Below are 20686 nucleotides of genomic sequence, written 5' to 3' on the forward strand. Positions count from 1 at the left end.
CACCGCCCCTCCGACATTTTTACTGCAGTGTTCTCAGGCTTCGATACCCAACACATCCCGCGCCAACGCCTCGGCAATCCGAATCCCGTCGACACCTGCCGACAGAATCCCACCGGCGTAACCCGCGCCTTCCCCGGCCGGGAACAGGCCTTTGACGTTCAGGCTCTGCATCGACTCATTGCGGGTAATGCGCAAGGGTGACGAAGTGCGAGTCTCGATGCCGGTCAACACTGCATCGTGCAGCGAATAGCCTTTGATCTGCTTTTCGAACGCCGGCAACGCTTCGCGGATGGCTTCGATGGCGAAGTCCGGCAAGGCCAGGGCCAGGTCGCCCAGGGACACGCCGGGCTTGTAGGACGGCTCCACACTGCCGATGGCGGTGGAAGGTTTGCCGGCGATAAAGTCACCCACCAGTTGCGCGGGCGCCTCGTAGTTGCTGCCGCCGAGGATGTAGGCGTGGGACTCCAGGCGCTCCTGCAACTCGATACCGGCCAGCGGGCCGCCCGGGTAATCCACCTCGGGGGTGATGCCGACCACGATGCCGGAGTTGGCGTTGCGTTCGTTACGCGAATACTGACTCATGCCGTTTGTCACGACGCGGTTCGGTTCTGAGGTCGCAGCCACCACGGTACCGCCAGGGCACATGCAGAAACTGTAGACCGAGCGGCCATTCTTGGCGTGGTGCACCAGCTTGTAGTCCGCTGCGCCCAGTTTCGGATGGCCTGCGTATTTGCCCAGACGTGCGGCGTCGATCAGCGACTGCGGGTGTTCGATACGGAAACCCACCGAGAACGGCTTGGCCTCCATGTACACGCCGCGCTCATGGAGCATACGGAAGGTGTCACGGGCGCTGTGGCCCAGGGCAAGAATCACGTGCCTGGAAAGGATCTGCTCGCCGCCGTCGATGACCACGCCGTTCAACTGCCCGTCTTCGATCAACACATCCGTGACGCGTTGTTCAAAGCGCACTTCACCGCCCAGGGCGATGATTTGCTCGCGCATGTTCTCCACGACGCCGGTCAGGCGGAAAGTGCCGATATGCGGCTTGCTGACATAGAGGATCTCTTCCGGTGCACCGGCCTTGACGAACTCGTGCAGCACTTTGCGTCCGTGGAATTTCGGGTCCTTGATCTGGCTGTACAGCTTGCCGTCGGAGAAGGTCCCGGCACCGCCTTCACCGAACTGCACGTTGGACTCGGGGTTGAGCACGCTTTTACGCCACAGGCCCCAGGTGTCCTTGGTGCGTTGGCGCACTTCCTTGCCGCGTTCGAGGATGATCGGCTTGAAGCCCATCTGCGCCAGCAGCAGCCCGGCGAAGATCCCGCAGGGACCAAACCCCACCACGATCGGCCGTTCAACCAAGCCAGCCGGCGCCTGGCCCACGACCTTGTAGCTGACATCCGGCGCGGGATTGACGTTGCGGTCATCGGCAAACTTGAGCAGCAGGGCGGCTTCGCCCTTGACGTTCAGGTCGACGGTGTAGATGAAGCACAGCTCCGACGACTTTTTACGGGCGTCGTAGCTGCGTTTGAACAGGGTGAAATCGAGCAGGTCATCACTGGCGATGCCCAGGCGCTGCACGATGGCAGGCCGCAGGTCTTCTTCGGGATGGTCGATGGGCAGCTTGAGTTCGGTGATTCGTAACATGACAGGATCCGGTAGGCGGCGGGCAAGGAGGCCGGCTGTTTTGCAAACCGGCGATTATAAGCCCCAAAGGCGGTTTTCCGTCAGGTTAAAACAGCCCAAGGCACAATCAGTCGTCCCGGGAGCCGCCAAACGCCGCGCAGCCACGCTGCACCTGGCCGTTCACCCGCAACTCGGCGCTCATGTGTTGCAGGCTGCCGCTCACGCTGTCGACGCAGCGCTGGGGCGCCACCCACAGTTCGATGTGCTGGTTATTGGCTTCGGTCATCAGGTTGAAGCGCCCATCGCCCAGTTGTTCTTCGACGTAGGGCACCGCCAGCGGTGGCTGGCCTTCGCGTTCCAGCACCATGCCCTTGGCTGTGACATTCATTGCCCAGGCCGGCTTATGGCCGTTGGCGCGCAGGATCATGCGCTTGAAGTCCGGATCGTCGCAGGCTGAGGTCGAGCGCTCTACGCGATAGAGTTGTTGCAGGTCGAGCGAACCCTGGGTGCCGCTGGCAACCCCGGAAAACTTGCCGCGCAGGTCGGCAAACAAAGCGCCTTGCTGGCCGGCCAGGGACGCGGCTTCCTGCAGGATGCTGGTGCCGCCGGTGTCGTTGACCACATAGTTGCGTTTGTCGCCGCACGGTTGGAACAACAATTTGCCCTCCACAGCGGTCAACTCACCCTGCATACGGGTCAGCCCGGCAGTAGACGGTTTGGCCGGCTCGCTCTCGAACATCTGGCAAGCGGTGAACAGGGGCAGCAGGGCAAACAGTGCAAGAGTACGGGCGGCGCGCATTGATCGGGTCTCCAAAACAAGTGCCGCCACGTTACGCAGCCTCGCGTCGCACCACAAGTCTGTAAACCCCTCGAAACCAATACCTGCGGCATACATCAGCCTTTAAGCCTTTACTGATGCAAGGACGGGAGCGGTATGCAAGGGTTGATGACTTTGCCTGGGAGCGTTGCGATGACAAGTAAATGGAGCGCATATGGACTGCTGTTTGCCAGCGTTTCGGTGTTTGCTGATGACGCCGCGAGGTTGGAGTATTCGTCGGCTAATGACTTCACCGAGATCTCGCTTGAACTCAAGAGTATCCACAATCTGAATGCGGATACCGTATCGGCCAGCATTACGTTAAGCGAAAAGGCCAAGGCGCGTACCACAGCCATTACCACGCTGGCCTACGGAAAGCAGATGACGCTTTATATCGATGGTCGCCGTTTATACACCAGCCACGTTCAAGGGATCGTGGGGGGGAGCCTCAGAGTAGCCGTGCCCAAAGACTTGGCAGCGGAGTGGGCGACTCGGTACCTGCACTAAAGGTGGCAGGTACCGAGAACCTTCTTTCGCAGGTCAGCCCACGATAAAGGTCTGCCCTGTCTGCAAGCCCTCGACACTCTTCGCGTAGGCCAACGCCACATCTGCACCAGGCACCGGTTTGTACCCACGAAAGTATGGAGCGTAGCTGCCCATGGCTTCCAGCAGCACTGTCGGGCTCACCGAATTGACACGCAAGCCCCGTGGCAACTCGATCGCCGCGGCTTTGACGAAGGCATCCAGTGCACCGTTGACCAGCGCGGCCGAGGCACCGGTACGGATCGGGTCGCGGTTGAGAATGCCGCTGGTGAACGTAAACGAGGCACCGTCATTGGCGTATTCGCGCCCGATCAGCAGCAGATTGACCTGGCCCATCAGCTTGTCACGCAGGCCCAGTTCGAAATCGCTGTCGCTCATCTCTCCCAGTGCCACGAAGTTCACACTGCCTGCGGCGCAGATCAGGGCGTCGAACTTGCCGGTCTGCTTGAACAGCCTGCGTATCGAGGCGCTATCGCTGATGTCCACCTGGAAGTCGCCGCTGGTACGGCCGATGCTGATCACTTCGTGGCGTTGCGCCAACTCTGCCTTGACCGCTGAACCTATGGTGCCGCTGGCACCAATCAATAGGATTTTCATCGTGCTGTTCCTCCAGGGGGTTAACTGAAGGTCCAGTCTAGTGTGGCTTTTCAGGCGAATAAACGCGCTAATAGGCAACCTTTGGTTTTCAAATGGAAACAATCCATGAGCGAAATGGATGATCTGGCAGCCTTTGCTGTGCTGATCGAAGCGGGCAGTTTCACCGTGGCGGCCGAACAGCTGGGCTGCAGCAAAGGGCAGTTGTCCAAGCGCATCAGCCAGTTGGAAGCGCAGTTTGCCGTGGTGCTGTTGCACCGCACCACCCGCAAGCTCAGCCTCACCGCGGCCGGCGCGGCGTTGCTGCCCCAGGCACAAGCGCTGGTGGTACAGGTAGAACGCGCGCGGCAGGCGTTGGCGCGGCTCAAAGATGATTTGGCCGGCCCTGTGCGTATGACCGTTCCGGTGTCGCTGGGCGAAACCTTCTTCGATGGCTTGTTGCTGGAGTTTTCCCGGCAATATCCGCAGGTGCAGATCGAGCTGGAGCTTAACAACAGCTACCGAGACTTGGCGCGCGATGGCTTTGACTTGGGCGTGCGCGCGGCTGCCATCGAAAATGAACGCCTGGTCGCCAAGCCTTTACTGGCCTGGCACGAGGTGACCTGCGCCAGCCCGGCGTATCTGGAGCAGCATGGCGAACCGCTGACCCCGGCGGACCTGTCGACGCACAGCTGCTTGCTCAACAGTCACTACAGCGGTCGTGAGGAGTGGTTGTATCACCAGCAGCATGAATTACTGCGAGTGCGGGTGAGCGGCACGTTTGCCTCCAACCATTACAACCTGCTGAAAAAAGCCGCCCTGGTGGGCGCCGGAATCGCCCGCCTGCCGTCCTACGTGTTGCCGACGGAGTTGGCCGAGGGACGATTGCGCTGGATCCTGCGCGACTATCAGACACGCCGAATGCCGATGTACCTGGTCCATCCCTACCAGGGGGGGCTGCCGAGGCGCACCCAGGTGCTGGCCGATTACCTGGTGGATTGGTTCCGGCGCAGCGGCGAGGCGCTGGATCGGCTTTAACGCAAGCGACGGGCAATCAGGTGGTCGATGGACAAGCAGCCCGGCCCCTTGGCGAGCAACAGCAACAACAGCGCGAGCCAGGTGCCGTGCGTGGGGTAGGCGTCAGGGTAGACGAACAACTGAATGGTCAAGGTCATGCCGATCAGGGCCAAGGCCGAAAAGCGTGTGGCAAACCCCAGCAGGATCAATACCGGGAAAAAGTGCTCGGCAAAGGTTGCCAGGTACGCGGCCACCTCCGGTGGCACCAGGGGCAACCGATATTCGCTGCGAAACAACCAGAGTGTCGAGGCGGCGAGCTTGGGTTCACCGACTTGGAATGTGCCGCTGATCACATCAATGGCAAAGCCTTCGACCTTGGTCTGCCCGGACTTCCAGAACACTGCGGCAATGGAGAAGCGCGCAATAAACGCGATCAGGCTGTAGGGGATTTTTTCAAACAGTGCGATGGTTCGCTTTACCAGGCACGGAGCGGGAGTGTTCATGGCGATACCTTGGGTGGCAGATGCAAATGAGTAATGGCGTCGTGGCTGATCAGCAGCGTGAGACATTGGTGCAAGTCGAATTCGGCTGAGGCTTCAAGGGCGTCAGCGATGGCCAACTCCAGCCCGGCGCCTTGGTTGAGGCGGTTGATAAACGTCACCGAGCCGCTGTCGATGGCGAACACCTTGACCGCCAACCCGTGGCGCAGGACCAGCGCGCCTTGGGCGTACCAGGGGTTCAAGGTGGCGATAACCCCGTCGGTCTGGTGCGCAGCCCAAACAGACACGATCGCGTAGGGAGATTCCAATGTTTCGAGGGATGGATGCAGTCGCACCCGCAATTGCCCCAGCTGCGCGCAGCCTTGCAGTTGCTGGAGCACGCTGTGCTGATCCAGCGCCTGGCGATCCGCCGCGTGATAAGCCCGAACCCGCAGGCGCTCCAGCCGAGCGATATCTGCCAGGTATGGCACGCTTGAGGCCGGTTCGAAGCGCTGGATAAACGCTGCCAACGTGCTGCCGTATTCGCTGATCAAAGGGCTGGTGGGCGGGTGAGCCTGGACATACAGGCTGGCCATGGCGTGGAAAAACTCATCGTCAACCAGTTGCCGCGTCACCGGATAGGCGGCGACGAGCGCATTTATCAACGCGCTGTGGACATTATTGCGATACACCGCGAAGCGACTCGCCGGGTCGGCCCCGTTGCTGCTGAACACCTCCTCGGGGCAGGTTGCGTCCGGCGTCAGCAGCGCGTGGGCGAATGCCTGTTGAAGGCTCATCGGGCCACCTGCGACAAATAGCTTTCAGCCTGCCGGGCTTCGGCCTGCAGTACGCTGAAGGGCGGCACCTGGTTATCCCGCTCGATCAACGTGGCCACCGGACCGGTCCGCGCCAGCACGTGCTCGTACAGTTGCCACACGGCGTTATCGATAGGCGCGCCGTGGTCATCGATCAGCAGGCGGTCGCCCAGGCTGTCTGTGTCTTCGGCAAAGCCGGCCAGATGAATCTCCCCCACTGCGTGCAAGGGCAGGGCGTCGATGTAGGCCGATGGGTCGCGCTGGTGATTGATGCAGGATACGTAGACGTTGTTGACGTCGAGCAGCAGGCCGCAACCGGTACGGCGGATGACTTCGCTGATGAAGTCGGTTTCATCCAGGGTAGAGCGCTGGAACTGCAGGTAGGTCGAGGGATTCTCCAGCAGCATCGGCCGCTTGAGCGTGCTCTGCACCTGGTCAACATGCGCGCACACTCGGCTCAGGGTGGTGGCGTCGTAAGCCAGCGGCAGCAAGTCGTTGAGAAACACCGGGCCGTGGCTGGACCAGGCCAGGTGTTCGGAAAAAGACTGGGGTTGATAGCGCTCGATCAACGTCGCCAAGCGTGCCAGGTGTTCGCGATCCAGGGCACCTTCGCCGCCGATGGACAGGCCCACGCCGTGCAACGACAGCGGGTACTGCTCGCGGATCAATCCCAGGTAGTGATGAAACGGGCCGCCGGCCACCATGTAGTTTTCGGCGTGTACTTCAAAAAAACCGATATCGGGGCCGGTCTCAAGCACTTGGGTAAAGTGCTCGGTCTTCAACCCCAGCCCAGCCCGCAAGGGCAGGCCGGGCACCTGAGTCGGTGAGACCGTATAAGGGGATGTAGGCGTCATCATCAGTACTCAGGCTGCACGAGGTTTCAGGATTTGGCAGTGAATTCGGTTTCCTGGCCGAAGCCGGTCGGCGAGGTGGTGCTTGGGGTCTTGGTGCAGGTACCGGCGGGGACCAGCTTCCAGGCATTGGCCTGGTCCTGGGTTTTGGAGGTGCCGGCGCAAGAGGTGCCAGCGCCTGCGGCGCAATCGTTCTTGCCGGCTTCAGCCACGCCGAAGCATTTCTGCATGTCATCGGCTGCGTGGGCAGTGGTGCTCAGGGCGGACAGGCTCAGGGCCGAACCCAGGGCGAGGACGAGGGTGGCGGCGGACAGTTTGGTGGTCATGGTGTGTCTCCAGCAGTGGTTGAATGCGCAGGCTTGATTGCCTGCTTGCACCACTAGAGGGAGGGGGATTGAGTTCGTTACAAAATCAGTCGAAAAAACTTCAAATTTATGCAAAACAAAATGTGGGAGGGGGCTTGCTCCCGATGACAGTGTGTCAGGCACAGGACATGTGACTGATATACCGTTATCGGGGGCAAGCCCCCTCCCACATTTAGATCCAGTTTACTCAGTAACCGGGTCTTAACCTCCCAGATATGCCTCGCGCACTTTCGGATCGGTCAGCAGTTGCTCGCCAGTGCCCTGCATCACCACCCGGCCGTTTTCCAGCACGTAGGCCCGGTCAGCGATTTTCAATGCCTGGTTGGCGTTTTGCTCCACCAAAAACACCGTCACCCCATCTTTGCGCAGCTGTTCAATGATATCGAAGATCTGCTGGATGATGATCGGTGCCAGGCCCAGGGAGGGCTCGTCCAGCAGCAACAGCTTGGGCTTGCTCATCAGCGCCCGGCCGATGGCGAGCATTTGCTGCTCGCCGCCCGACATGGTGCCGCCGCGCTGGCTGAAGCGTTCCTTGAGGCGGGGGAACAGGTGCAGCACCTTGTCCATCTGCTCCTGGTAGTCGCCCTTGTCGGTAAAGAACCCGCCCATGGCCAGGTTCTCTTCCACGGTCAGGCGCGAGAACACGCGGCGGCCTTCCGGTACCACCGCAATGCTCTTGCGCATGATTTCGGCGCAGTGCCTGCCCACCAGCTCTTCACCCATGTAGCGGATGCTGCCGCTGTAGGCTTGCGGCGAACCGCACAGGGTCATCAGCAATGTCGATTTGCCGGCACCGTTGGCGCCGATCAGGGTGACGATCTCACCCTGGCGCACTTCGACATTGACGTCGTGCAGGGCCTGGATCTTGCCGTAGAACGTGGAAACGTTTTCGAACTGCAACATTTTACGCTTCCCCCAGATAGGCTTTGATCACTTCAGGATTGTCGCGGATCTGCTCCGGCGTGCCGTCGGCCAGCGGCGTGCCCTGGTTGATCACTACAATATGGTCGGAAATGCTCATGACCAGTTTCATGTCGTGTTCGATCAACAGCACCGTGGCGTTGTTTTCCTCACGCAGCACGCTGATCAGCGCCTTGAGGTCTTCGGTTTCCTTGGGGTTCAGGCCCGCGGCAGGTTCGTCGAGCATGAGGATCCGCGGGCGGGTCATCATGCAGCGGGCGATTTCCAGGCGACGCTGCTGGCCGTAGGCGAGGGTGCCTGCCGGGCGGTTGGCAAACTCGGTCAGGTTGACCTTGTCCAGCCAGTACGCCGCGTATTCCATGGCCTCGCGCTCGCTCTTGCGGAACGCCGGGGTCTTGAACAGGCCCGCGAAGAAGTTGGTGTTCAAGTGACGATGCTGGGCGATCAACAGGTTCTCGACTGCGGTCATGTCCTTGAACAACCGCACGTTCTGGAAGGTACGCACCACGCCCTTGCGAGCGATCTCGTGACCCGCCAGGCCCTGGATCGGTTGGCCGTCCAGCAGGATGCTGCCGCCGCTCGGCTTGTAGAAGCCGGTGAGGCAGTTGAACACCGTGGTCTTGCCGGCACCGTTGGGGCCGATCAGCGCCACGACCTGTTTCTCTTTCACGGTCAGGGCCACGCCATTGACCGCCAGCAAGCCGCCGAAGCGCATGCTCAAGTTTTCAACTTTCAGGATCTCGCGGCTCATTTGCGCAGCTCCATGTGTGGACGTTGCATGGGCAGCAGGCCTTGAGGACGCCAGATCATCATCAGCACCATCATGGCGCCGAACATCAACATGCGGTATTCGCTGAACTCACGCATCATTTCCGGCAGCAGGATCATCACGATCGCCGCCAGGATCACGCCCAGTTGCGAGCCCATGCCACCCAATACCACGATGGCGAGAATGATCGCCGACTCGATGAAGGTGAACGACTCCGGGGTCACCAGGCCCTGGCGCGCGGCGAAGAAGCTGCCGGCGAAACCGGCGAACGCGGCGCCCAGGGTGAACGCGGAGAGCTTGATGATGGTCGGGTTAAGGCCCAGGGCACGGCAGGCGATTTCATCTTCGCGCAACGCTTCCCACGCACGGCCGATGGGCATGCGCAGCAAACGGTTGATCACGAACAGTGCCGCCAACGCCAATAGCAGTGCCACCAGGTACAGGAACACCACTTTGCTGACCGGGTTGTAGGCGATCCCGAAGTACTCGTGGAAGGTCTGCATGCCTTCGGCGGCGGTGCGGTCGAACGACAGCCCGAAGAACGTTGGCTTGGGAATGCTGCTGATACCGTTGGGGCCACCGGTGATATCGGTGAGGTTACGCAGGAACAGGCGAATGATTTCCCCGAAGCCCAGGGTCACGATGGCCAGGTAGTCACCGCGCAGGCGCAGCACCGGGAAGCCCAGCAGGAAGCCGAACGTGGCCGCTGCCATACCGGCCAGTGGCAGGCAGATCCAGAAGCTCCAACCCAGGTAGTGCGAGAGCAGCGCGTAGGTGTAGGCACCCACGGCGTAAAAGCCCACGTAACCCAGGTCGAGCAGGCCGGCCAGGCCCACCACGATGTTCAGGCCCAGGCCCAGCAACACGTAGATCAGGATCAGCGTCGCAATGTCGACCGCACCGCGTGAGCCGAAGAACGGCCAGATCAGCGCGGCCACGATCAGGCCGATGATGATGTAGCGCTGGGTGCGCGGCAGGGTCAGGAATTGGCTGACCTTGGGCGACACCAGCGGGCCACGGTTGCCCTTGAACAAGGCACCGACCTGCTGGGTGAACAGCACGCGCAGAAACATCAGCACCGAACACAAGGCGATGACGGTCAGGGTCACGGGCCCGGTGCCATGCACTTCCAGGTTGATGCCGACAATGCTCAGCTTGAGGCCGAGTACCGGGAAGGCCACAGCCCACACCAGCAAGGCGCTGAAAAACGCCGATTTAAGATATCTGCTCATACTTTCTCAACCTCCGGACGGCCCAGGATGCCGGTCGGACGGAACAACAACACCAGAACCAACAGGCCGAACGCGACGACGTCCTTGTACTGGTCGCCGAAGATATCGGCGCCAAAGGCTTCGGCCACACCCAGCACCAGCCCGCCGAGCATGGCGCCCGGAATGCTGCCGATGCCGCCCAATACCGCTGCGGTAAAGGCCTTGAGGCCCACCAGGAAACCGGCGTTGGGGTTGATCACGCCGTATTGCATGCTCAGCAACACGGCCGCCACGGCCGCCAGCGCAGCACCAATGACGAAGGTCAGGGCGATGATGTTGTTGGTGTTGATGCCCAGCAGGTTGGCCATCTTGATGTCTTCGGCACAGGCCCGGCAGGCGCGCCCCAGACGGGAGCGGGAAATGAACAGGGTCAGGCCCAGCATGGCCACCAGGGTGACCACGAAAACCAGAATCTGCATGTACGAAATCAGCACTTCTTGTGCGCCACCTGGGCCGAAGGAGATGCTCCCCGGGATCAGGTTGGGAATGGACTTGTCCTTGGAGTCCTGGGACAGCAGTACGGTGTTCTGCAGGAAAATCGACATGCCGATGGCGGAAATCAGCGGGATCAAACGGTTGCTGCCACGCAAGGGACGGTAGGCAACCCGCTCGATACTGTAGCCATAGGCACTGGTCACGATGATCGATGCCAGGAACGCAGCGGTCATCAACAGCGGCAGGGAGTGGATCCCCATCATGGCCAGCCCGGCAAGGGCGATGAAGGCCACATAGGAACCAATCATGTACACCTCGCCATGGGCGAAGTTGATCATTCCAATGATGCCGTAAACCATTGTGTAGCCAATGGCTATCAAGGCATAGGTGCTGCCAATGGTCAGGCCATTAACCAGCTGTTGGAAAAAATGATAGATCTCAGGCATTACAGCGCTCCTAAAAACCCGATACGCATTTCACTGGTGGAGTCATTTCCGGCTCGGTGCCCTGTTCTGTGACCAGGTTGCACGAAGCGTTTGCCAGCGAACCGCTGGTGACGGTTTTAAGATTTTCAGGTGAGCCAGCGCCCGGATCGCGGGTGACATGGCCCATAAACCTCGTAAAACAAAGCCCACTGCTTGCACAGTGGGCTTGTTGACCAGTAACGCCTGGCTTACTGAGGGGAAACTTCGGTTTTTGGTTTACCGAAGTGCCATTCGTAGACCACGAACTTGAAGTCCTTCAGGTCGCCCTTGGCGTCGAAGCTCAGGTCGCCGGTAGGGGTCTTGAAGGTGCCGGCGTGGATGGCTTCAGCCACTTTGGCGGTGTCTTCGCTTTTCGCGGCAGCGATACCGCCGGCGATGACTTCAACCGCCGAGTACGCCGGGAACACGAACGGACCGGTCGGGTCCTGCTTGTTCTTGGTGAACTCTTCAACGATGGCTTTGTTGGCAGGGTCGGTGTCGAAGGATTTCGGCAGGGTCACCAGCAGGCCTTCGGAAGCGCCCTGGGCGATTTGCGAGATGGAGTCGTTACCGACGCCTTCCGGGCCCATGAACTTGGCGTTCAGGCCTTTTTCCTTGGCCTGGCGCAGGATCAGGCCCAGCTCAGGGTGGTAGCCGCCGTAGTAGACGAAGTCGACGTTGGCTTGCTTGAGTTTCTGGATGATCGAGGAGAAGTCCTTGTCGCCGGCGTTCAATCCTTCGAAGACGGCAACCTTGGTGCCTTTTTCTTCGAGGGTCTTTTTCACGGCGGTGGCGATGCCTTCACCGTACTGCTGCTTGTCGTGCAGTACCGCAACGATTTTCGGTTTCACGTGGTCGGCGATGTAGTTGCCGGCTGCCGGGCCTTGTGCGCTGTCCAGACCAATGGTGCGGAAAATCAGCTTGTAGCCACGGGAAGTGATTTCAGGGCTGGTGGCAGCCGGGGTAATCATGATGACGCCTTCGTCTTCATAAATATCCGACGCTGGCTGAGTGGAGCTGGAGCAGAGGTGACCGACTACGAACTTGACGCCGTCGTTGACCACTTTGTTGGCGACGGCCACGGCTTGTTTGGGATCGCAAGCGTCGTCGTATTCCTTGGCTTCAAGCATTTTGCCATCCACGCCGCCCTTGGCGTTGATGTCCTTGATGGCTTGCTTGGCACCCATGAATTGCATGTCGCCGTATTGCGTTACCGGACCGGTCTTGGGACCGGCGATGCCGATCTTGATGGTGTCAGCTGCGAACGAATGGCCGGCAACCCCAGCCAGGACCATAGCGGCAAACAGTTTGGAAATCTGCTTAGTAGCCTTATTCATAGTGCTCCACTCTTACTGTTGTATTTTTTATAGTTCTAGCGGCCTTGTGAGCTGCAGAACCGGATCAGATATCGCGGATATCCCCCCGGTATTGCCCTGGCAACTGTACCGGTACAGTGTAGAGCGCCGGTTGATCAATTGAAAAGCTGGCAACGGGGGGCAAAACCTGAGCGTGTCGCTTAAATGAAAGAAAAAGACAGAATTGCGGCGGGCTTACACCCGTCTTCAAGGTGTTCCCTGGCTTTCCCGGCCCTTTCAATCGCTACCTCATTTGCTACTGGGTTTTTCTGCCTGAGTCAGAAGGCTATGATTGCGCCGATTTTTTACTCAGGTGAACTCCCATGACGCAAGAACCTAGCACCCTCTATGCCAAGCTGCTCGGTGAAACCGCTGAAATTTCCTGGAAGGAGCTAGAGCCGTTCTTTGCCAAGGGCGCCCTATTGTGGGTCGACGCTGCCCTGGATTTGATCGAGGCGGCCGAGGGAATGGCCGAAGACAACCGTGACAAAGTCGCTGCCTGGCTGGCTTCAGGGAGCCTTGGCGAAGTGTCTGCGACGCGGGCGTTGGACCTTGTTGAGCGTGATCCGAGCCTGTGGGCGGTGGTGGTTTCGCCGTGGATACTGATCCAGGAAAGGGCGCCGTTATGATGCTGCGCACCACATCGGGGCGCTAATTGGCGCCACATAAAGTGTGTAGCCGAGTAGCGTGATGGCTCTTTGCCGTAGAGAAACGTCACACGTAAGGGTGACGTTAACGTCATGGGCACAGTTGTGTGACTGTCGCCAGCTCAGTTTAATTGTTACTGAGTACAACTGAATCGCCGTCGTAAGTATGTGCTGCCTACTCGAACTGACAGCAACGTAATTTTGAGCCCTGAACTATTCAATTTTCAGCAAGGGCTCAACTATGCAACTGGCATCACGATTGTCTTCCACCCCCTCTGCAAGTCTTTGGGCTACGCAGGATAATGACTACAAGGCGCACTACCGGAATCAACTCGAAGGCATCGATAAAAAGCTTCAGGTTCTGCGTGCGCGGCCGAGCTTTTCATCGTTTGTAAACGAGCGAGTGAATGCCATATTCCCCTCGACCGCCAAGCCTTTGGACGCCTCTCGGGTGTTCATTAAAAGCGATTCGAGCGACGCGGCGGTCGAGCAGGATGCCGATCAGGTGACCCGGCTACTCCCCAGCTTGATGGATGCCGTGGTGAGGCGAATTGTCGATAATCAACCCACCGCGTATGCCAATCGCCGTACCCGCTTTACCTTCGATCGAGACGAGGCGGCCGACCAGGGGTTGCCATCGTCGCTTACCCCAGCTGCATTTGACGCTTTCCTGGATGATCTTGCGGGTTCACTGAAGACCGCCTACAAGACTTGCCTGGATGCGTTCTGGAATAAGGCAGTGACCACAGAAAACCCGCGTTCGCACAAGCAATACGTGGGTTTGGCGCGCAGTTCGCAAATCAGCCTGGAATCGACGTTGCTCAGGGGGGACGGAACGCTGAACTCTAATGGCTTGCTGCTGGTTGAGGCGTTTGTGGCGTATCCCGATGCTGTGGCGCGACAAACAAGACCCAACCGGCCTGTCGGCTACTCCCTGGCGCTGAAGGGCACAACTGCGGACATGCCCTTGCATGGGGCGTTGGTGCTGACGTCCCGGGACCCGTCTGATCCGCCATCAGCTAACGACACCTCACCCGCGGCCCCTGTCGTTCGCCGTGTCGAGCCCAGTGCCAGCGTGGGCATTGTGGTGTTGTTCACACCCAATCGAGGGCTGGAGGCATTCCCTTCTCTGGCGCTTCTGGATCAGGAACTGCATCGTCGTTTAAACACCGACTACGAGTTCGATAGCCTGTTCACACTGCTGGCAAACAAAGATTGTGAACCTGCTACAACCCTGCGTGACACAGTGCCCGCCGCAGGGTGCTTTGCCTATGAGGAGATTTTCGAGTCGGTCTTCAGCACCAGTGTAGCGTCGCAATACGAAAAGCTGATCGAAGACTTCGCATTCGAGGTAAGCCGTTATCAGCAGCGCGGTGTAGACGACGACTTCAGCCAATTGCCGGCCAGCTTGAATTTGGCCACGGACATGCAGCGGCTGTTTGGCGTAAGTGATGTGCTGCTCGCTCGTGAAACAAAGCGCTCCAAGGCTGAACTCGATCAATTTTTAAGTACAGCATCGGAAACGGACAAGCAGGCCTGGGCGACGGCCGTGCGCGACTACTTGAATGAGCTGCAACGTACCGATACAGGGGAGGGCGCGCCCTCGGTTTTACAGTTTGGTGACCACAAAGCATTACTGGCCTACAGCAATGAACAACTGGCGCAGGCGCTGGAGGAACAATATGGCATCAACACGGACCCCTCCGATATCAAGGTCACTATTCGTCGGCCAAACCCTGCACCGGGCATCTACTTTCCCGGTGCCAGGCCTAATCCGCAAGACGGCCAGTCCCACTATTCCATTCAAACAAAAAGCCTGGCCGAGTTGGCGTTGGTCAATGTCGATTATTTCGACGAGGTGTTCGTAGCCAAGTCCCGCTTAAGCCTCTACGGCGAGCCCTATACGGAGTTGACCACGCAGCAAGTCAAGGACCTGGTGCGGGACGTGGATATCGGCGGCTCCTACATTGAGTTTCTCAAAACGCGTTTGCTGACGTCCAGCGAGGCTCGCACGCTCAAGCAGGATTTTGTCAATGTGATGCACAAACAGCTCAGGGTTGATGCCATTGAAGCCAAGATCGCCAAGGATTATTTAGCGCACCCGCAGGACCTTAGTTATCTGTTGGTTAAAAGCGTGCTCGATCAACCCACCGACAACGGTCAGCGGGCAAAGGTCGAGGGTTATAACGTCGTGGTCGCCGCGCTATATGTACGTGACATTCTCGTGAGGGGGGTGTTGGCTTTCATCTCGAAAAAACCAAAGGTCTATACCGTGGTGCTTTACACCCCGCGAGCGAAAGACGGACGGGCATTTCGTGAATTCACCGGTATGACGCAACTGCTTGAGCAATTTATCAATGACGAGGCATGGCGTGACTACCTGTTTGAAAGGATGGACGGCGATGCGCTACCCAGGCTGCGCAACACGCTCAAAAGAGGGATTTTTCGCAGCGAGGTCTCGTTATCGCCCATCAGACTGAACTTTCTCGAGTGGTCTTATGACGTCGAAGCTCGTGCCGCTATCGCCCACGCGGATCGCAAGACCACCAGCACCCATGAGTCGAATGTACGTAGCGTCTGGACCGTTGTTGAAGGGCTGGTGGAACTGGCACTGGCAGTTTTTCCGATCAAAATCACCTTTGTCATCGGCCTGGTGCGCAGCGCAATGTCGTTGAGTGCGGCCCTGGATGCTTTGCAAAATGATGACTCTGTCGGAGCGACACATGAGTTTGTGAGGGCTTTCACGTATGCAGTCGGAGCCTTGGTTGATGGCGCCGTGGGCTTTGCTCCGATACGTCTCACCCCGCCTGTACGCCCGCGATTACCCCACAGCATGGCCCTCAAGGCTGCGCCGAAAGATGTGACTCCTCTGTCCGGATGGGAAAGCAAAGGGATCTACACCCGCCCGGGAAAAGGCTCGACGCCAGGGCAGCATTTTCTCAAGGAGAAGGACCACTGGTACAAGGTCACCTTTGACGAAACCTCGGGGACCGGCACCTGGCGCCTGCAAAGGCCTCGTCAAACGGCTGAATATCAGTATCACCTGCCGCCCCTTGCTCAGAACACTTTGAATGAGTGGGTCATACGCTCGCCAGAGTATGGTTTGAGAGGCGGCTATCACTCACGCATGGCGCGAGATGACCTGATCAGGCTCTACCCCGACCTGGATGCGCAACAGGCTGCCAGGGTGTTGGACTCATTTGATTTCCCCGCTGGCCGTGAAAGGGCTATGGAACTTCGTTTCGTCCGGGATTTGGGAGACGGCTCGACGCAGTGGGACTCCATCGGTTTGCGGGATATTCCCCATGAGTTTCGTCAGTACCTTAATTCGGTAACGACCCTTGATCAGGTCAGGCTACGGTTGCAAGGTATTGATCAAGCGGCGCACTCGGTTCCTGTTGCCATGCCTGTGGCGCGTCCGAGTGTCATTGTGACCCACCAGTGGAAATCCTGGGGCCAGCAAATTCAAGCCGGGTTGTTGAAACAAGTGCACGACACCTACGATGTTTTTGAGTACAAACCCGTTTTCACGGAGGGGGCAGGTTGGTCTCAGGTTGAAGGTACCTTCATTAAGTTAGATGATCGTTTTTATCGGACCACCTTTGATGGGCGCGTGTACGAGACGGTAGTCGGTGTTCGAAACCCGAACATTTCGTATAACGATTTTGATAGTTTCGAGTTGATGTTGCGAAACAATCCTGGCGAACAGCCTATGATCGCAACCTACAACACCAGTACGCGGGCCTGGCACGTCCTGGAGCGGCGGCCTTTTGAAAAGACAATTGCTGCTTACGTTCAGGACGCGTTTCCAGAAATGACATCTACCAGCCAAACTCAAGTTGCCAGGGCTGTGTTCAATCTCTACCAGAAGGATTTCAAGTTCGTGGACATGCTACGTGTATGGCGCACGGGCCAATCGCAAGTAAGTGACCCTCTGTCACTGCTTGGGCTGACTCACCCTACGAGAGGTGCGAATCGCAGATTGCCTATCGGTCGAGCTCATAAGGGGACTCAACCAAAAGTCTGGCGCCGCTTGGATTTCGAGCCTGACAGTTTTCATCCTTATTACCATCAAGCCGTCACTCGCCAGGGACCGGTCACACTCCGGGCGCTTATGGTCGAAGTCATGAGCAGGGTCGCACGTGCTGAGTTTCTTGATTCGACAGAAGATGGTACTGTGCTTTTGTTCAGGCGGGTCGGGGACGATACGCTGTATTGTCTGCATCCCGTGGACGTGACAGAGCCTTTCATCACAGGACAGGTGGAGAGATTCAGCGTACCTCAAGATTACTTCAGCTTCCCTAACAGGAGCGGACTCGTCGATTCAGCGCTGAGAGAGAACAAATTGATAAACTTGGTCGGAGGGGTTCAGCACAATCGGCACGGGGTACAGCCTCCTCAGCTGTTCATTATAAAGTTGGACGTTTCTCTCTACTGAATAACGGCGCGACTGTTTGGTCCTGATGCCGCGAGGGTCAAACAGATACGAGATGAATCATCTTCCAGTCGGGGCTGGATGGCCAGCGGGCGCTGCTCATGGGGCGACAAGACGTCGCAGGTCTAGGAGGCAGCGCTATTTTTGGAGGTCGTTGGGCGCGATGTGCCGGGACGCTCGGTTCTAACCCTGTTTTTTAAAAGGACCCCTCGTCGGACTCTGGTGAGTCGGCCGTTCGTCGGGGGCTTTTCGTCAAATGATGGCTAAGGCCAAAGCTTCGGCGTCAGCGAATTGGCCTGACGATGGCCGGCGGGCCGATACGGCCTGCGGCGGGTTCTTTGGGGGCAGCGGCCTCTTTATTGCCTTCCACGCTGAAGGGGTAGAGCGGATTGCGCATCGCAATGCCTTGCATCACACCGATGATGTCGTTGAACGGCACCGCCGGGCTGAGCAGGTAACCCTGGATGAAGTCACAGTCGTGCTTGAGCAATAGCTCAAACTGCGCCTGTGTTTCCACGCCTTCGGTCACCACCTGCAAGTGCAGGGTGTGGGCCATGCCGATAATCGCCTGGACGATTTCGCTGTCTGCGGTGGATTTGGGGATGTCCTGGATAAACGAGCGATCAATCTTCAAGGTGTTAAGCGGCAGGCGCTTGAGATAGGCCAGGGATGAGTAGCCGGTGCCGAAATCATCGATCGCCAGGGAGACCCCCAGGGCACGGATTTGCCGCAACAGCGCCAGGGTGCTGCTGATATTGCCCATCAGCGCATTTTCGGTGACTTCCAGTTCCAGGCGGTTGGCCGCCACGCCGGCAAAGCGCAGGGCGTCTTCGATTTCATCGGCCAGCTCGTCCCGCGCCAGGTTCAGGGCCGAGCAGTTCACGGCCATGGTCAACTCGGTGTAGCCCCGGTCAGACAACAGGCTCAGGTCGTGACAGGCCTGGCGCAATACCCAGTGGTCCAACTCGGCGATCAACCCATTGTTCTCGGCGATGCCGATAAACCGGTCCGGGGCCAGCAACCCATGCTGGGGGTGTTGCCAGCGCACCAGTGCCTCAAGGCGCGTGACCTTGCCCAGTTTCATGTCGAAGATTGGTTGATAGAACAGCACCAGTTCGGTGCGTGCGCGCAATGCGGCACGAAGCTCCTCTTCCAGTTGCAGTTCCAGGGAGGCACGGGTTTTCAGGTTGGAGCTGAAGAAGTTCAGGCTGTTGCGCCCGGTGTCCTTGGATTGGTACAGCGCCAGGTCGGCGGTCTTCAGCAGTTCTTCGCAGGTTTGGCCATCGTCGGGGAACAGGCTGATACCGATGCTGGTAGTCATCACCATGCGGCGGCCGGCCAGTTCGATGGGTTCTTTCATTTTCTGCATGATGCGCTGGGCCATGTGCCGCGCTTCGTCGCGGTGATGGATATTGATCAGGATGCAGAACTCATCGCCGCCAAACCGTGCGACCACATCCTCACGGCTACGTATCGAGCCCTTGATATGCCCGGCCAGCACCGTGAGCAACTGGTCACCAGCGTCATGGCCGAGGCTGTCATTGATGCGCTTGAAGTGGTCAATGTCGAGGAAGATCACCGCCATCATGCCTTGGCTTCGGGTTTTTTCTGCAACTTTCTCCGCGAAGATCTGATTGAAACCACGGCGGTTGAGCAAGTTGGTCAACGCGTCAAAATGGGCCACTTGTTGCAGTGAGGCGCGGGCCTGGTCGAGTTCGCTGAGCAGCGCATTGACGCGGCGCAGGTCACGCTCCTTGTGCTGCAGTTTTTTGTCTGCCAGGGCTGCGCTGACACCGCTGCCGATCACCAAGAGGGTAATCACCGCCACCGACAGGCCCAGTTGAATCGGATTGTTGTCCACCGGCAACGACAGGTCCGCGCCGCTGGGTACCAGCATTTGCATGGCCGCCATGCCGGTGAAGTGCATGCTCAGGATCCCCGCGCCAAGAACCAGGCTGGCGGCGTACTTGAGCAGTTGGTGAAACACCCCGGCACCGTTGCGCAGGTAACTGGACAGCAGCAACGCCGCAAGGCTGGCAACGATGGCAATCGCCACCGAGGCCATGAACAACTGCGATTCAAAGTACACCTGCGCCTGGGAGCGCATCGCCGCCATGCCCACGTAATGCATCAGCGCGATGCCCAGCCCCATCCATATCGAAGCCAGCAGGTATTGGTGCACACGCAGATGGGCATGACTGAGGGTTTTCATGGCGAACAGCGAGGCGATCAGGGCGATCAACAGCGAGGCAAACGTCGTGAGTAATTCGTAATGAATGGCGATCGGGGCCTGGAACGCCAGCATACTGATGAAGTGGGTCGACCAGATCCCGCCCGCCAGGCAGCCCGCTCCCAGCCAGCGCCAGTGGCGGCGAGCGGTGGGGTCTTCTACATGGCCGACGCGTTCGGCCATGTCCAGCGTGCCGAACCCCGCTGCGCAGGCAACCAGATACGCCAGTAGCACCAGAAAGGGGTTATGGCTGCAATTGAGCAATAAATGCCCGGTGTCTGGAAGGTCGGTGAAAAAATGCTGGCCCAGCCATTCCATAGCGTATCCCGTCATAGAGCCACGTCACTGCCAGAGGCGATGACCTACCTTGTCGAGTATAGAAGCCTCATGGAATTTGCCATGGGTAATGGCATTTTGATCTCAATTAATTTGTCATGCTGTGCATAGCGTTTGGTGCTAAGCGCTGATGGGCAGGTCCAGTTCAAACGGCGGAGCTTGCAAAGGGGCCAGGCCGAAGGCAGCACGGGCAGCATCGCAATCAACGTTCTGTACACCCTGGCTCCAGGAAGCATCGAACTCGCGACACGGGCTCGAACGCTGTGCATAGATCGAGCAACTGGTGCTTTTGCCCACTTCGCCCTCAAGGCTGCAACAGCGCGCAGGCTTTTGATCGGTACCGATCATCGCCACCCGGGTCGGGTTGATCTGCACCACCAGATCATCGGGCACCGTGCCCCCGGATGAGGCGCACTCACCCCAAAAGAAAGACACGCGAAAGTGTGAACAGCAGGCACCGCAATTCAGACACGGACTGGCTTCGGACATGGGCGTCATCAATAAGAAAGTAGGTTGGGGGTGTTACAGGAAGGCTCGCCATTCTATCCGTGCCATGGCCGTTGGGAAGGGGGGCGCGCACTTATATTTTTGTGGGACAAATCCCCGTGTTACCGGGTGAAATCATGCCCTATCAGCTTTACGAATCATTACAGACAACCGCGCCTCAGCTGACTATGTTGCAGGTACCGGGCAGGATGCATCGGGCATCGTAGCGCTCATAACAATAAAAGAGACGG

General features: G+C 58.6%; 18 protein-coding genes. 4 read left to right on the plus strand and 14 right to left on the minus strand.

What is annotated here, in order from left to right; translation table 11 throughout:
• Window positions 1–33: 33 nt before the first annotated feature.
• Both IH404_RS08140 and IH404_RS08145 read right to left on the minus strand, forming a co-directional pair.
• Complete coding sequence (locus IH404_RS08140) at window positions 34–1647, minus strand: NAD(P)/FAD-dependent oxidoreductase (protein ID WP_194440261.1); 1614 nt, start codon at window positions 1645–1647, stop codon at window positions 34–36.
• A 106-nt stretch (window positions 1648–1753) separates the two neighbouring features.
• The gene (locus IH404_RS08145; RefSeq protein ID WP_032877341.1) at window positions 1754–2425 is read right to left on the minus strand and encodes a membrane protein; all 672 of its coding nucleotides are present in this window, start codon (window positions 2423–2425) and stop codon (window positions 1754–1756) included.
• A 135-nt stretch (window positions 2426–2560) separates the two neighbouring features.
• Here IH404_RS08145 and IH404_RS08150 point away from each other — a divergent pair, with 135 nt between their 5' ends.
• A complete protein-coding gene (locus tag IH404_RS08150; protein WP_194440262.1) occupies window positions 2561–2950 on the plus strand; it encodes a hypothetical protein in 390 nt (129 codons plus the stop codon).
• A 33-nt stretch (window positions 2951–2983) separates the two neighbouring features.
• Here IH404_RS08150 and IH404_RS08155 read toward each other — a convergent pair whose 3' ends face one another.
• A complete protein-coding gene (locus IH404_RS08155) occupies window positions 2984–3583 on the minus strand; it encodes a short chain dehydrogenase (protein ID WP_005785820.1) in 600 nt (199 codons plus the stop codon).
• A gap of 105 nt (window positions 3584–3688) precedes the next feature.
• On the opposite strand from IH404_RS08155, the gene IH404_RS08160 reads away from it, so the two are divergent.
• Complete coding sequence (locus IH404_RS08160) at window positions 3689–4597, plus strand: LysR family transcriptional regulator (protein WP_005785822.1); 909 nt, start codon at window positions 3689–3691, stop codon at window positions 4595–4597.
• On the opposite strand, the gene IH404_RS08165 is transcribed toward IH404_RS08160, so the two are convergent.
• The 9 genes from IH404_RS08165 to IH404_RS08205 all read right to left on the minus strand — a co-directional run bounded on the left by IH404_RS08165 (window position 4594) and on the right by IH404_RS08205 (window position 12283).
• Window positions 4594–5079 (minus strand): DoxX family protein, encoded by a 486-nt coding sequence (locus IH404_RS08165; protein WP_005785823.1) that lies wholly within the window; start codon window positions 5077–5079, stop codon window positions 4594–4596. The genes IH404_RS08160 and IH404_RS08165 overlap by 4 nt on opposite strands.
• Window positions 5076–5852, minus strand: a complete 777-nt coding sequence (locus IH404_RS08170) for a DNA-binding domain-containing protein (RefSeq protein WP_005785825.1) — start codon at window positions 5850–5852, stop codon at window positions 5076–5078. Before IH404_RS08170 ends, IH404_RS08165 begins: the two co-directional genes overlap by 4 nt.
• Window positions 5849–6727 carry a DUF692 domain-containing protein gene (locus tag IH404_RS08175; RefSeq protein ID WP_148852407.1) on the minus strand — a complete coding sequence of 293 codons (879 nt, stop codon included), beginning with the start codon at window positions 6725–6727 and terminating at the stop codon, window positions 5849–5851. Before IH404_RS08175 ends, IH404_RS08170 begins: the two co-directional genes overlap by 4 nt.
• 23 nt (window positions 6728–6750) lie before the next feature.
• Window positions 6751–7047 carry a DUF2282 domain-containing protein gene (locus IH404_RS08180; protein ID WP_194440263.1) on the minus strand — a complete coding sequence of 99 codons (297 nt, stop codon included), beginning with the start codon at window positions 7045–7047 and terminating at the stop codon, window positions 6751–6753.
• 240 nt (window positions 7048–7287) lie between these two features.
• Window positions 7288–7989 carry an ABC transporter ATP-binding protein gene (locus tag IH404_RS08185; protein WP_005785830.1) on the minus strand — a complete coding sequence of 234 codons (702 nt, stop codon included), beginning with the start codon at window positions 7987–7989 and terminating at the stop codon, window positions 7288–7290.
• Window position 7990: 1 nt separating this feature from the next.
• Window positions 7991–8758 carry a high-affinity branched-chain amino acid ABC transporter ATP-binding protein LivG gene (livG, locus tag IH404_RS08190; RefSeq protein ID WP_005785832.1) on the minus strand — a complete coding sequence of 256 codons (768 nt, stop codon included), beginning with the start codon at window positions 8756–8758 and terminating at the stop codon, window positions 7991–7993.
• Window positions 8755–10008 (minus strand): high-affinity branched-chain amino acid ABC transporter permease LivM, encoded by a 1254-nt coding sequence (locus IH404_RS08195; RefSeq protein ID WP_194440264.1) that lies wholly within the window; start codon window positions 10006–10008, stop codon window positions 8755–8757. Before IH404_RS08195 ends, livG begins: the two co-directional genes overlap by 4 nt.
• Entirely contained in the window at window positions 10005–10928 is a 924-nt protein-coding gene (livH, locus tag IH404_RS08200; protein WP_003193535.1) for a high-affinity branched-chain amino acid ABC transporter permease LivH, read from the minus strand. Before livH ends, IH404_RS08195 begins: the two co-directional genes overlap by 4 nt.
• A gap of 227 nt (window positions 10929–11155) precedes the next feature.
• Window positions 11156–12283: a branched-chain amino acid ABC transporter substrate-binding protein gene (locus IH404_RS08205; protein WP_032877333.1), complete on the minus strand. Its 1128-nt coding sequence runs from the start codon at window positions 12281–12283 to the stop codon at window positions 11156–11158.
• A 341-nt stretch (window positions 12284–12624) separates the two neighbouring features.
• On the opposite strand from IH404_RS08205, the gene IH404_RS08210 reads away from it, so the two are divergent.
• Both IH404_RS08210 and IH404_RS08215 read left to right on the plus strand, forming a co-directional pair.
• Entirely contained in the window at window positions 12625–12930 is a 306-nt protein-coding gene (locus IH404_RS08210; RefSeq protein ID WP_005785840.1) for a DUF2288 domain-containing protein, read from the plus strand.
• A 259-nt stretch (window positions 12931–13189) separates the two neighbouring features.
• Window positions 13190–17386, plus strand: coding sequence for a DUF6543 domain-containing protein (locus IH404_RS08215; protein WP_194440265.1), 4197 nt, complete (start codon window positions 13190–13192; stop codon window positions 17384–17386).
• A 280-nt stretch (window positions 17387–17666) separates the two neighbouring features.
• Here the strand turns inward: IH404_RS08215 and IH404_RS08220 are convergent, their stop codons facing one another.
• Both IH404_RS08220 and IH404_RS08225 read right to left on the minus strand, forming a co-directional pair.
• Window positions 17667–19931, minus strand: a complete 2265-nt coding sequence (locus IH404_RS08220) for a bifunctional diguanylate cyclase/phosphodiesterase (protein ID WP_005785845.1) — start codon at window positions 19929–19931, stop codon at window positions 17667–17669.
• Window positions 19932–20069: 138 nt separating this feature from the next.
• Window positions 20070–20438, minus strand: coding sequence for a YkgJ family cysteine cluster protein (locus IH404_RS08225; RefSeq protein WP_032803342.1), 369 nt, complete (start codon window positions 20436–20438; stop codon window positions 20070–20072).
• Window positions 20439–20686: the final 248 nt, after the last annotated feature.

This window comes from Pseudomonas sp. OST1909 (assembly GCF_015277575.1).
Taxonomy (GTDB): domain Bacteria; phylum Pseudomonadota; class Gammaproteobacteria; order Pseudomonadales; family Pseudomonadaceae; genus Aquipseudomonas; species Aquipseudomonas synxantha_A.

Excerpts from the sequence above, each read along its gene's own strand:
- IH404_RS08140 (WP_194440261.1), bottom strand. The coding sequence starts at position 1,647 with ATGTTACGAATCACCGAACTCAAGCTGCCCATCGACCATCCCGAAGAA.
- IH404_RS08145 (WP_032877341.1), bottom strand. The coding sequence starts at position 2,425 with ATGCGCGCCGCCCGTACTCTTGCACTGTTTGCCCTGCTGCCCCTGTTC.
- IH404_RS08150 (WP_194440262.1), top strand. The coding sequence starts at position 2,561 with ATGCAAGGGTTGATGACTTTGCCTGGGAGCGTTGCGATGACAAGTAAA.
- IH404_RS08155 (WP_005785820.1), bottom strand. The coding sequence starts at position 3,583 with ATGAAAATCCTATTGATTGGTGCCAGCGGCACCATAGGTTCAGCGGTC.
- IH404_RS08160 (WP_005785822.1), top strand. The coding sequence starts at position 3,689 with ATGAGCGAAATGGATGATCTGGCAGCCTTTGCTGTGCTGATCGAAGCG.
- IH404_RS08165 (WP_005785823.1), bottom strand. The coding sequence starts at position 5,079 with ATGAACACTCCCGCTCCGTGCCTGGTAAAGCGAACCATCGCACTGTTT.
- IH404_RS08170 (WP_005785825.1), bottom strand. The coding sequence starts at position 5,852 with ATGAGCCTTCAACAGGCATTCGCCCACGCGCTGCTGACGCCGGACGCA.
- IH404_RS08175 (WP_148852407.1), bottom strand. The coding sequence starts at position 6,727 with ATGATGACGCCTACATCCCCTTATACGGTCTCACCGACTCAGGTGCCC.
- IH404_RS08180 (WP_194440263.1), bottom strand. The coding sequence starts at position 7,047 with ATGACCACCAAACTGTCCGCCGCCACCCTCGTCCTCGCCCTGGGTTCG.
- IH404_RS08185 (WP_005785830.1), bottom strand. The coding sequence starts at position 7,989 with ATGTTGCAGTTCGAAAACGTTTCCACGTTCTACGGCAAGATCCAGGCC.
- livG (WP_005785832.1), bottom strand. The coding sequence starts at position 8,758 with ATGAGCCGCGAGATCCTGAAAGTTGAAAACTTGAGCATGCGCTTCGGC.
- IH404_RS08195 (WP_194440264.1), bottom strand. The coding sequence starts at position 10,008 with ATGAGCAGATATCTTAAATCGGCGTTTTTCAGCGCCTTGCTGGTGTGG.
- livH (WP_003193535.1), bottom strand. The coding sequence starts at position 10,928 with ATGCCTGAGATCTATCATTTTTTCCAACAGCTGGTTAATGGCCTGACC.
- IH404_RS08205 (WP_032877333.1), bottom strand. The coding sequence starts at position 12,283 with ATGAATAAGGCTACTAAGCAGATTTCCAAACTGTTTGCCGCTATGGTC.
- IH404_RS08210 (WP_005785840.1), top strand. The coding sequence starts at position 12,625 with ATGACGCAAGAACCTAGCACCCTCTATGCCAAGCTGCTCGGTGAAACC.
- IH404_RS08215 (WP_194440265.1), top strand. The coding sequence starts at position 13,190 with ATGCAACTGGCATCACGATTGTCTTCCACCCCCTCTGCAAGTCTTTGG.
- IH404_RS08220 (WP_005785845.1), bottom strand. The coding sequence starts at position 19,931 with ATGGAATGGCTGGGCCAGCATTTTTTCACCGACCTTCCAGACACCGGG.
- IH404_RS08225 (WP_032803342.1), bottom strand. The coding sequence starts at position 20,438 with ATGTCCGAAGCCAGTCCGTGTCTGAATTGCGGTGCCTGCTGTTCACAC.